Source organism: Mesorhizobium sp. WSM3864 (genome assembly GCF_002294955.1).
Taxonomy (GTDB): Bacteria; Pseudomonadota; Alphaproteobacteria; order Rhizobiales; family Rhizobiaceae; genus Mesorhizobium.
This window is the reverse complement of the sequence record NZ_NSGD01000012.1, coordinates 84,796-96,404: the sequence shown is the minus strand read 5'-3', so window position 1 is coordinate 96,404 and position 11,609 is coordinate 84,796. Positions and strand designations below refer to the sequence as shown.

Annotated in this window: 8 protein-coding genes; 3 read left to right on the top strand and 5 right to left on the bottom strand. The window is 63.7% G+C overall.

The genetic code is table 11. From position 1 onward, the window contains the following. Window positions 1-105: 105 nt before the first annotated feature. On the bottom strand, window positions 106-1,101 hold the full coding sequence (gene rhaS / locus CK215_RS22380) for a rhamnose ABC transporter substrate-binding protein (protein WP_095777440.1): 996 nt from the start codon (window positions 1,099-1,101) through the stop codon (window positions 106-108). A 55-nt stretch (window positions 1,102-1,156) separates the two neighbouring features. Further along, a complete protein-coding gene (locus CK215_RS22375) occupies window positions 1,157-1,966 on the bottom strand; it encodes a DeoR/GlpR family DNA-binding transcription regulator (RefSeq protein WP_095777439.1) in 810 nt (269 codons plus the stop codon). Between the two features lie 186 nt (window positions 1,967-2,152). On the opposite strand from CK215_RS22375, the gene CK215_RS22370 reads away from it, so the two are divergent. The 3 genes from CK215_RS22370 (at window position 2,153) to ggt (ending at window position 7,671) form a co-directional block, all read left to right on the top strand. After that, a complete protein-coding gene (locus CK215_RS22370) occupies window positions 2,153-4,255 on the top strand; it encodes a bifunctional rhamnulose-1-phosphate aldolase/short-chain dehydrogenase (protein ID WP_095832194.1) in 2,103 nt (700 codons plus the stop codon). Window positions 4,256-4,414: 159 nt separating this feature from the next. Further along, window positions 4,415-5,707 carry an L-rhamnose catabolism isomerase gene (gene rhaI / locus CK215_RS22365; RefSeq protein ID WP_095832193.1) on the top strand — a complete coding sequence of 431 codons (1,293 nt, stop codon included), beginning with the start codon at window positions 4,415-4,417 and terminating at the stop codon, window positions 5,705-5,707. A gap of 224 nt (window positions 5,708-5,931) precedes the next feature. Next, the gene (ggt, locus tag CK215_RS22360) at window positions 5,932-7,671 is read left to right on the top strand and encodes a gamma-glutamyltransferase (RefSeq protein ID WP_095832192.1); all 1,740 of its coding nucleotides are present in this window, start codon (window positions 5,932-5,934) and stop codon (window positions 7,669-7,671) included. On the opposite strand, the gene CK215_RS22355 is transcribed toward ggt, so the two are convergent. The 3 genes from CK215_RS22355 to CK215_RS22345 all read right to left on the bottom strand — a co-directional run bounded on the left by CK215_RS22355 (window position 7,672) and on the right by CK215_RS22345 (window position 11,388). Further along, window positions 7,672-7,926 (bottom strand): hypothetical protein, encoded by a 255-nt coding sequence (locus CK215_RS22355; RefSeq protein ID WP_170950361.1) that lies wholly within the window; start codon window positions 7,924-7,926, stop codon window positions 7,672-7,674. 211 nt (window positions 7,927-8,137) lie between these two features. Then, window positions 8,138-9,526: a sigma-54 dependent transcriptional regulator gene (locus CK215_RS22350; protein WP_095832191.1), complete on the bottom strand. Its 1,389-nt coding sequence runs from the start codon at window positions 9,524-9,526 to the stop codon at window positions 8,138-8,140. Next, a complete protein-coding gene (locus CK215_RS22345) occupies window positions 9,523-11,388 on the bottom strand; it encodes a sensor histidine kinase (protein WP_095832227.1) in 1,866 nt (621 codons plus the stop codon). The genes CK215_RS22350 and CK215_RS22345 overlap by 4 nt, the downstream gene beginning before the upstream one ends. Window positions 11,389-11,609: the final 221 nt, after the last annotated feature.

Here is an 11,609-nt window from a genome sequence, read left to right as displayed (position 1 = left end):
CTGGTGCATGGAAGCGTCGTCGCCTCCGCCCCGTCTCGCCAGTTTTGCTTCGCGACACCGCCTCGCCGACCCTCCCCACAAGGGGGAGGGTGCAAGCTCCTCAGATCAATAGATCTTTGAGAACTTCTCGATGTTGGTCTTGTCGAACTGGAAGGGCGGAGCCATCGCAGCCGAGTTGGTATCGTCGAGCGTCACCTTGCCGACGCGGCCGATCGACAGCGTGGCGCCGGGCTTGGCCTCTTCTTTCTTCACCGCCAGGTCATGCGCGAGATAGATCGCCGAGTAGCCGAGGTCGATCGGGTTCCACAGCGCGACCGCCTGGCTGGCGCCGTTGTCGATGAACTTCTTGAACTCCGACGGCAGCGCGAGGCCGGTGACGTTGACCTTGCCGATCAGGTTCTCGTCGGTGACGACCTGCGCGGCGGCAACGACGCCGACGGTGGTCGGCGCGATGATCGCCTTGAGGTTCGGATAGGATTTCAACAGGCCCTTGGCTTCGTCGGTGCTCTTGGCGGAGTCGTCATCGCCATAGACGGTGGCGACCAGCTTGATCTTCGGGAACTTCTCCGGCAGCATCTTCTTGGCCGCTTCGATCCAGGCATTCTGGTTGGTCGCGGTCGACGATGCCGAGAGGATGGCGACATCGCCGCCTTCCGGCAGGTAGTCGGCGGCGAGCTTGATGATGGTTTCGCCGATCAAATTTGTGTCGGACGGGTTGAGGTGGAGCTGGCGGCCTTCCTTGGCGACGCCGGAGTCCCACGAGATCACGGTGATGCCGCGATCCATCGCCTTCTTCAGCACCGGCACCAGCGCATCGGCGTCATTGGCCGAGACGGCGATGGCATTGACCTTCTGCGCGATCAGCGAGTTGATCACCTCGATCTGCGCCTCCGCCGTCGCTTTGGTCGGACCGGTATAGATCACGTCGACGTCGCCCAGTTCCTTGGCCGCTTCCTCGGCGCCCTTGTTGGCGGCGTCGAAGAAGCCGTTGCCGAGCGACTTCACGACCAGCGCGATCTTGACGTTCTCGGCATAGGCGCCATTCACGAACATGGCGGCGGAAAAGGCCGCCGTGACCAGCAGTTTCTTCAAAAAGCTCATCGAATATCCTCCCTTGAGCGTTGCATTCCATCGCCGCTGCGGGCGCGAGTTGTCCTCAGGCCTGCAGTGAAGATTCCTCCTTGTCGCTTGACTGTTTGCGGGCGACGATCAGCGCCACGCCCGCGGTTTCCAGCATCTTGGCTTCGCGGTCGTCGATACCGTCGTCTGTGATCACGGTCGTGATGCGCGACAGCCCGCACAGGATCAGGCTGGAGCGCATGCGGAATTTCGAGGAATCGACCAGCACCACCAGCTCGTCGGCCTGGTCAATCAGTTTTTGCTCCGCCTGGATCAGCAGCGGGTCGCCTTCCATCAGGCCGAGCGGTCCCAACCCTTGAGCGCCCATGAACATGCGCCGCGCATAGAAATTGCGCGTCACGTCGTTGTCGAAGGGCGACAGGATGATGTTCTGCTCGCGATAGATCGTGCCGCCCGACAGCATCACCGTGTTCTTCGAGTGCTTGAGCAGGTGCTCGGCGATCGGGAACGAGTTGGTGAAGATCGGCATGCGGCGGCCGGTCAGGAAATGCACCATCTGGAAGGTCGTGGTGCCGCCATTGATGATGATCGGCTCGCCGTCCTTGCAAAGGTTCACCGCTTCGCGGGCGATCGCCCGCTTCTGCGCGGCGTTCAGCGTTTCGTTGACCGAGAAGGGCCGGCCGGCAAGGCCGATGACTTGCGGCGGTGAGATCGCCTCGGCGCCGCCGCGCACCCGGCGCAGGCGCTTTTGCACATGCAGCGCCGCGATATCGCGCCGAATCGTCGCCTCGGAGGAGTCCGTCAGGTCGACCATTTCCTGCACCGTCACCACAGGCTTTTCCTGGACGGCGGACAGAATGATCCTGTGGCGCTCTTTTTCGTGCATGGTTCCTCCCTGCCTGGCTATCAGGCACCAGAAAACGCGCAGTGTCAATCATTTCCGATCACATATTTTCATTGTGCAGTGCAATATGATCGATCTTGATCGTTTATGATTGACAAGAGGCCCTGTTGCGTAGACATTCCAGCCAAATTGGACTGCTCGGTTTTAGCGTCCCAAGGGAGGATACCTATGCTCGACAAGCGCTCCGGCTCGCGCCTCGCCAATCTGTGGGACGATGCAAGGGCCGAAGGGATGAGCGGTCCCGAGCTTCTGGTCTATCGCTCGAACACGCTGGGTTCAGACAAGCGCGTCACCAATTATGGCGGCGGCAACACCTCGTCCAAGGTCTGGCAGAAAGACCCGCTGACCGGTGAGGACGTCGAGGTGCTGTGGGTCAAGGGCTCGGGCGGCGACAGCGCTTCGATCAAGCTCGACGGGTTCGCGACCCTCTACATGGACAAGCTGCGCGCGCTGAAGAGCCTCTATCGCGGCGTCGACCACGAGGATGAGATGGTGGGCTACCTGCCCCACTGCACCTTCAACCTCAATCCGCGCGCGGCTTCCATCGACACGCCGCTGCATGCCTTCGTGCCGAAGGCTTGCGTCGACCACATGCATCCCGATGCCATTATCGCGATAGCCGCGGCGAAGGACTCCAGAGCGATCACGAAAGAGGTGTTTGGCGAGGCCATCGGCTGGCTGCCCTGGAAGCGGCCGGGCTTCGAGCTTGGGCTGTGGCTGGAGAAATTCTGCCTCGAGAACCCCGACGCCAAGGGGGTGGTTCTCGAAAGCCACGGCCTGTTCACCTGGGGCGACACGCCGAAGGAATGTTACGAAACGACGATCTCGGTGATCAATCAGGCGATCGACTGGTTCGAGCGCAAATCCCAGGGCAAGGCGATCTTCGGCGGCGAGGTGGTGAAGGCGCTCGAGGCGCCGGCACGGCGTGCCATTGCCGCGAAACTCATGCCCAGAATCCGCGGCCTGATCTCGGAAAAGAGCCATAAGCTCGGCCACTTCGACGACCAGCCAGCAGTGCTCGAATTCGTCAATTCGAAAGACCTGCGCCCGCTGGCGGCCCTGGGCACGTCCTGTCCGGACCATTTCCTGCGCACCAAGATCCGGCCATTGGTGATCGAGTTCGATCCGGCAAGGCCGGATGTCGATGCCGTCATCGCGCGCCTCGCCGACGACATTGAGGCCTATCGCGTCGGCTACCAGGCCTATTACGACAGCTGCAAACATAAGGACTCGCCCGCCATCCGCGATCCGAACGCGGTCGTCTATCTGATGCCGGGCGTCGGCATGTTCACCTTCGCCGGCGACAAGGCGACGGCGCGCATCTCCGGCGAGTTCTACGTCAACGCCATCAACGTCATGCGCGGCGCCTCGACGGTCTCGTCCTATGTCGGCTTGCCGGCACAGGAGGCCTTCGACATCGAATACTGGCAGTTGGAAGAAGCCAAGCTCCAGCGCCTGCCGAAGCCGAAGGCGCTGGCGGGACAGATCGCCCTGGTCACCGGCGGTGCCGGCGGCATCGGCCGCGCCACCGCCAACCGCCTGCTGCGCGAAGGCGCCTGCGTCGTGCTGGCCGATATCGATGAGACCGCGCTTGCCGGCGCTCACGAAGAGCTGTCGAAAGCCTACGGCAAAGACTTCGTCCGTCCGGTGCGGATCGACGTGACCTCGGAAGATCAGGTCACGTCGGGCTTTGCCGAAACTTCGGTCGAGTTCGGCGGCATCGACATTCTCGTTTCCAATGCCGGCTTGGCCTCCTCGGCGCCGATCGAGGAGACGACGCTGGCGTTGTGGAACAAGAATATGGACATCCTGTCGACCGGCTATTTCCTCGTTTCGCGCGAGGCTTTCCGGCTGTTCCGCGCGCAGAAGATCGGCGGCAATGTCGTCTTCGTCGCCTCCAAGAACGGCCTTGCCGCTTCGCCCAACGCCGCCGCTTACTGCACGGCCAAGGCGGCCGAGATCCATCTCGCGCGCTGTCTCGCGCTTGAGGGTGCGGAGGCGCAGATCAGGGTCAACGTCGTCAATCCGGACGCCGTGCTGCGCGGCTCCAAGATCTGGACCGGCGAATGGAAGGAACAGCGCGCCGCCGCCTACAAGATGTCGACCGACGATCTCGAGGAGCATTACCGGTCGCGTTCGATGCTGAAACGCTCGGTATTTCCGGAAGATATCGCCGAAGCGATCTACTTCTTCGCTTCCGACATGTCGGCCAAGTCGACCGGCAACATCGTCAATGTCGACGCCGGCAACGCGCAGAGCTTTACGCGGTAAATTGTCAAAGCCAGCGCTGCCCCTCACCCTTACCCTCTCCCCGTAAGAACGGGGAGAGGGGGCGCCAGCGCTGGAGCGCGTCCCTTCTCCCCGTGACTATACGGGGAGAAGGTGCCGGTTGGCGGATGAGGGGCAGCGCAGACGAATTGGGAGGAAAAAATGTCCGAACAGATCATCGCAGCCGACCTCGTCGCCAAACATAACGCTGTGCGCAACGCTTACCTGGAGCGTGAATACGCCTCGCTCGGCGAGCGCCTCGACCGGCGCGGCATAGCCATTGATGCGATCCGCGACCAAGTCGAAAAATTCGGCGTCGCGATCCCCTCCTGGGGCGTCGGCACCGGCGGCACGCGCTTTGCCCGTTTTCCCGGCCCCGGCGAGCCGCGCGACATCTTCGACAAGATCGAGGATTGCGCCGTCATCAGCCAGCTGACGCAAGCGACGCCTACCGTCTCGCTGCATATCCCGTGGGACAAGGCCGATCCGAACCGGCTGAAGCAGGCGGCGGCGCGTTTCGGGCTCGGGTTCGATGCGATGAACTCCAACACCTTTTCCGACGCGAAGGACCAGAAGCTATCCTACAAATTCGGCTCGCTGTCGCATGCCGATGCCGGCACGCGCCGCCAGGCGGTCGAGCACAATCTCGAATGTATCGAGATCGGCAGGGCGCTTGGGTCGAAGGCGCTGACGGTATGGATCGGTGACGGCTCGAACTTCCCCGGCCAGGTCAATTTCGCCAAGGCCTTCGAGCGCTATCTCGACGCCATGCGGCAAATCTACGCCAGCCTGCCGGACGACTGGCGGCTGTTCACCGAGCACAAGATGTACGAGCCGGCCTTCTATTCGACCGTCGTGCAGGACTGGGGCACGAACTACATCATCGCCAAGGAGCTCGGTGACAAGGCCTTCTGCCTCGTCGACCTCGGCCACCATGCGCCCAACGTCAACATCGAGATGATCGTGTCGCGGCTGATTCAATTCGGCAAGCTCGGCGGCTTCCACTTCAACGATTCCAAATATGGCGACGACGATCTCGATGCCGGTTCGATCGATCCTTACCGGCTGTTTTTGGTGTTCAACGAGCTGGTCGATGCAGAGCTTTCGGGTGCCAAGGGCTTCCATCCCGCGCATATGCTCGACCAGAGCCACAACGTCACCGATCCGATCGAAAGCCTGATGCTGTCCGCGGTCGAGGTGCAGCGCGCCTATGCGCAGGCGCTGCTGGTCGACCGCAAGGCGCTGGACGGGTTTCAGGAAGCGAACGACGCGCTGATGGCGACGCAGACGCTGAAGACGGCCTACCGCACCGATGTCGAGGCGATCCTCGCCATGGCGCGGCTGAGAACCGGCGGCGCCATTGATCCGGTCGCCGCCTATCGCGAGGCCGGCTACCGGGCGAAGGTCGCGGCGGAGCGGCCGGCCGTCGCCGGCGGTGGCGGCGGGATCGTCTGACACCCTCATCCGGCCGCTTCGCGGCCACCTTTCCCCCAAGGCAGAAGCGGTTGGCGTCGGCGCTGACGAGCTCCTTTCTCCGCGGGAAGAGGTCGGACTGCCCCGAATTGCCCTTCGCAATTCGGGGCAGTTGAGGGGCTCTGCCCAATGCTACTCCAATTGTTATTGGACTAACGCGCTCCAACGGTCTTTCCTGGGCGTCCCCCCCGCCTTGGAGACCCACCATGCATCTCACCCGCCGGACGCTGATCGCCGTCAGCTTTGCGCTCACTGTTGCCTTCACACCATCGACCGCCGCTTTTGCGGCTTCGCCGGCTCCCGCCAAGGGCGAGCACGGCATGGTGGTGACCGCCCAGCATCTCGCCACCGAAGTCGGCGTCGACGTGCTGAAGAAGGGTGGCAACGCGGTCGATGCGGCGGTCGCCGTCGGCTATGCGCTGGCCGTCGTCTATCCGAATGCCGGCAATATCGGTGGCGGCGGTTTCATGACCATCCGCTTGAAGGACGGCCGTTCGACCTTCATCGATTTTCGCGAGCGCGCGCCGCTGGCGGCGACCAAGACCATGTATCTCGACAAGGACGGCAAGCCGATCAAAGGTGCCAGCCTCGACGGCTATCTCGCCGTCGGCGTGCCTGGTTCGGTGGCCGGCTTCGAGATGGCACGCGAGAAATACGGGACCTTGTCCAGACAGGACCTGATGGCCCCGGCGATCGCCTATGCCAAGGACGGCTTCGTGCTCAACCAGGGCGACGCGGCTTCCTTCGCCGGCAGCGCCGACCGGCTGGCCAAGGATCCGGCAGCGGCCGCTATTTTTCTGAAAAAAGACGGCAAGCCCTATGGTATCGGCGAGAAGCTAGTTCAGCCGGACCTTGCGGCCTCGCTCTCGGCGATCTCCGAGAAAGGCCCCGATGCCTTCTACAAGGGGCCGATTGCCGACGCGATCGTCAAGGCGAGCGGCGCCAAGGGCGGCATCCTCGCCAAGGGCGATTTCGAGCAATACGCGGTGCGCGAGCTGAAGCCGGTGACCTGTTCCTATCGCGGCTACGAGATCATCTCCTCGCCGCCGCCGAGTTCGGGCGGCGTCATCATCTGCGAAATCCTCAATGTGCTCGAAGGCTATCCGCTGTCCTATCTCGGAGCCGGCTCGGCCGAGACCGTCCACGTCATGGTCGAGGCCATGCGTCATGCCTATGTCGACCGCAATTCGGCGCTCGGCGATCCGGATTTCGTCGACAATCCGGTCTCGAAACTGCTCGACAAGGGCTATGCCAAGGACATCCGCGACAAGATCGATCCGTTCCGCGCCGGCGTCTCGAAGGACCTGATGCCCAAGGGCTTCGGCGAGTCGAAGGAAACCACCCATTATTCTATCATCGACAGGGACGGCAACGCGGTAGCCGTCACCTATACGCTCAATGGTTCCTTTGGCGCCGGCGTCGTCGCCGACGGCACCGGGATCTTGCTCAACAACGAAATGGACGATTTCACCCAGAAGCCCGGCGTGCCCAACCTCTACGGACTGGTCCAAGGCGAGGCCAACGCGATCCAGCCGAAGAAGACGCCGCTGTCCTCGATGAGCCCGACCGTCGTTGTGAAGGACGGCAAGCCGTTCATGGTCATCGGCAGCCCGGGTGGCTCGCGCATCATCACCATCACGCTGGAGGCGATCGTCAACGTCATCGACCACGGCATGAACATTCAGGAGGCGATCGACGCCCCGCGCATCCACCATCAATGGCTGCCCGACACCGTCTATGTCGAGCCTTTCGGGCTTTCTCCCGACACCGAAAGGCTGCTTGCCGGCATGGGCTATCATCTCGATCTCAGCGACCAGACCTGGGGCCAGGCGGCCGGCATCCTTGTCGGCGGCAAGAGCCTGGCGGAGATCGAGAAAGGTGGCGGCGCCCGCTACAACGGAGCCATCGACAGCCGCGCCGCTTCCGGCGAGGCGCTGGGCTACTGACTACACGACGAGGGTAATGGTCGAGGCAATCAGCAGCACCGCCGCGATGCCGACGAACAGCGCATAAATGCGCGGCCGGTCAATCAGCAGCGCGTTGCCCGAAATCCAGGCCGAAGTGGCGCCGCCCAACGCAAACAGGAAGCCGTTGCGGTGGCCGAAGGTCATCGAGGCGGCCATCAGGCCGCCGATGATCAGCGCGCCGAACACGATGATGACGGCAACGGCATATTTCTCGAAATCATTGCCGCTGCCCATCGCCGGTCCCATGGCGTTGAGATTCGGCAGATCGTCCGGATCAAAGGGGCTGGCCGAGCCGTATTCGTCTTGACCGAGGGATTCGCGCATCATTCGTTCTCCGCTGAGCGGCAACAAACCATCAACGCTTGCCAAGTGCAACCGGCAACGCCACCACCATCATGCGTTCGCCACCCGGCTGGTGCCAACGTGCCACGGTTCCTGGATAGCCTCAACGCCGGGGGCTTCGATCGGGTTCCACAAGCTTGATCTCTCTGGAAAAATCGCTGCGCACGATGCCGTGCCGCTGCAGCTTGTCATAGAAGGTCTTGCGCGGAATGCCGAGCGCCTCGATCGTACGCCGGACATCGCCGCCATTGCGGCCAAGTGTCTCGCGGATGATCTCGGCCTCGTAGCGCTCCAGCCGTTCCGGCAAGGGCATCGAGACGTCCAAATCTGTCGGCTGAGCGGCGGGGCTGCTGCCGATCTCTTCCAGTCCGAGCACGAAGCGCTCGGCAAAATGGGCGAGCTCGCGGACATTGCCCGGCCAGTCGTGTTCGCGCAGATGGCGCTGGACGGCGGCCGGCGCCGCGGGCACCTGGCGATGAAAGCGGGCGGCGGCGCGCTCGGCGAAGTACCCGAACAGCAGCGGCACGTCGTCCCGGCGCTCGCGCAGCGGCGGGATCGAAAGCGTCACCACATTGAGCCGATAATAGAGGTCTTCGCGGAAATTGCCGCGCTGGCCGGGATCGCCGAGATCGACCTTGGCGGCGGCAACGACGCGCAGGTCGACGGGCCGGATTTCGTTGGTGCCGAGTGGCGTCACCTCGCGCATTTCGAGCACGCGCAGCATCTGCACCTGAGTGGAGGGCGGCATGCTTTCGATCTCGTCGAGGAACAGCGTGCCGCCGCTCGAATGCTCGATGCGGCCGACGCGCTTCTTCTGCGCGCCGGTGAAGGCGCCGGCCTCATGACCGAACAACTCGCTTTCGATCACCGTCTCCGGCAACGTGCCGCAATTGAGCGCGACGAAATTGCCCTTGGCGCGGCGGCTCCAGCGATGCAGCAGGCTCGCCACCACCTCCTTGCCCGAGCCTGTCTCGCCGGTAACCAGCACATCGACATCGGTGTCGGCGATCTGTCTCAGCGTGCGGCGCAGCCGCTCCATAGCCGGTGTCTGGCCGATCAGCGGAAGGCCTTCCTGCGCTTGCTCGGCCGCTTCGCGCAAGGCGCGGTTCTCCATAACAAGACGGCGCTTTTCCGCGGCGCGCCATACACTTTGCGCCAGCCGGTCGGCGGCGAAGGGCTTGGTGATGAAGTCATAGACGCCGTCCTTGATCGCCTTGACCGCCATGGCGATATCGCCGTGTCCGGTGACGAGGATGACGGGGATATCCGGGTCAAGGTCGACCACGACGTCGAAAAGCTGCAGGCCGTCCATTTCGGGCATGCGGATGTCTGACACCAAGACGCCGGCAAAGCCGGCATCGAGGCCGGTGAGTGCCTCGCTTGCCGAGGAAAAGGCAGACACGGCGAAACCGGCGAGTTCGAGCGTCTGCTTCGTCGCCTTGAGCAGGTCGCTATCGTCATCGATCAGGATGACCGGATTGCCGTCTGTCATGTCGGGTCAGCCTTCGAGAGATGGATGGTGAAGCGGGTGCCGCTCCCGCTGCTTGTCACCTCGATACGCCCGCCATAGTCGGCGACGATGTCCTTCGAGATGACGAGCCCGAGCCCCAAGCCCTTTTCCTTCGAGGTATTGAAAGGCGTGAACAGCGATTTCAGGATCGCCGGCGGAATCCCCGGTCCGTTATCGAACACGATCAGCGCGACGCCGTCGGCGGTTTCCTCGGCGGACACTTCGACCCGAGCACCGTCACGACCATCGAGCGCTTCCAGCGCGTTCTGGAACAGGTTGATCAGCACCTGCTCCAGCCGCAGCCGGTTGCCCATCACTTTCAGCGTCGCCGGCGGCAGCGTGATCGCCAGCGCGTCCAATCGGCCGGCAAAGCGGCTCCTGAGCAGCACCACGGCGCCTTCGATGACGCTGCGCAACTCGACCGGCTCGGCGGCGGTGCGACCCTTGCGGGCGAAAGCTTTCAGCTCCTCGGTGATGGAGCCGATGCGTTCGGTCAGCGCTGCGATGGCGCCGAGATTTTCCTCCGCCGGCGCCGTCTGCTTGCGTTCCAGGAAAACGCGCGCATTGTCGGCATAGGCGCGGATGGTCGCCACCGGCTGGTTGATCTCATGCGCGACGCCCGCGGCAACCTGGCCGAGCGTCGCCAGGCGGTTGGCCTGCACCAGCTCCTGCTGCATGACCTGCAGCTTGGCTTCGGTGCTGCGGTGGTCGGCGATCTCGGCCTGCAGCCGGTCGCGCGCGAGGCTGAGGTCCTGCGTGCGCTCGACGACGCGCCGTTCGAGTTCGGCGCGCGCCGCCTGCTCGGCAGCGATCCGCATCTGCGCGGACTGCCGGCGCCACAACAGATAAGCGGCCAAAGCGAGCAGCGGGACAAGGACGCCGAGGGCCAACAAACGCATTTCGCGCTGCGCCGCCGCGATCGGCGCTTCCGCCGGCACGAGATAGTCGAGGCGCCATGGCGTCGACGGCACGGCGGTGGATAGCCGCAGATACTCCGCGTCGCTGCCGCCGGGCGTGATGGCGTGCACCAACGCGACGTCGGGGCTGAGCGGTTGCGGCCTCGTGATGGGCAACGGCACCAGCGGAGCCTCGCCGAACTGCTGGCTGGCGCGGATGTCGGCCGCGACTGGAGCGGCCAGCGGCGCCGTCGTCATGAAGCGCCAGGAGGGCACGCTGGTGACCAGCACCACCCCATGCTCGTCGCTGACATAGGCCGGGCGGTTCGCCTCGTGCCAGTCGGCTTCGAGCTGGTCGAACTCCATCTTGACCACGACGACGCCGAACGGGGCCGCCGCATTCCCGACACGGCGCGAAATGTAGAGGCCCGGGCGCTTGCTGACATTGCCGAGCGCGAAATACTCGGCCGTGCCGGATTGCATGGCGCCGGAGAAATAAGCGCGAAAACCGTAGTCATTGCCGACAAAGCTTACCGGCTCGCGCCAGTTGCTGGAAGCGATGGCCAGCCCGTCCGGGCCGGTGACGTAAAGCACCGAGGCCTTGGTGCCCGAAACCAGCCCTTCGAGCTTGCGGTTGAGCACGTCGATCGAGGCGGGGCTGCGCTCAGCGAGCGCGTCATGCACCTGCTGGTCTTCGGACAGAAGCAGCGGCAGCGCGCGCGGATTTTCCAGCACCGCGCGCAGCAGTGCCACCTTGAGATTGGCGTCGGTCCGCCCTTGCGCCGACAGCGCCTCGATCTCGGTCGAGCGCCCGTAGAGGCCGGCGCCATAAAGGGCTGCAAAAACGATGAGAAGCGCCACCGCCGCGAACAGCAGCCAGGCGCGCCGCGCCCGCCCGGCGAGCAGTTCGGGCGTCCAAGCGAGGGCAGCGGCGGGGCGTTGCAGCATCGCCCATTTGTGCATGATTTCGCACAAAGCACAATTCGAGCTATGCGGATCGCCGCACTGCGCTGTCGAATGGCAAAGCGCGTTGCGTCAGAAAACCAAACAAAATCAATGCTCGACGCCTGAAGGCGCAATCTGGCACGGCCGTTGCAAATGCATCCGCAGCAGCCGCGAGGCTGTGAAGGTCAACTGCCCCGGGAGGTCGAGCTTCTCGATCGGGGCCG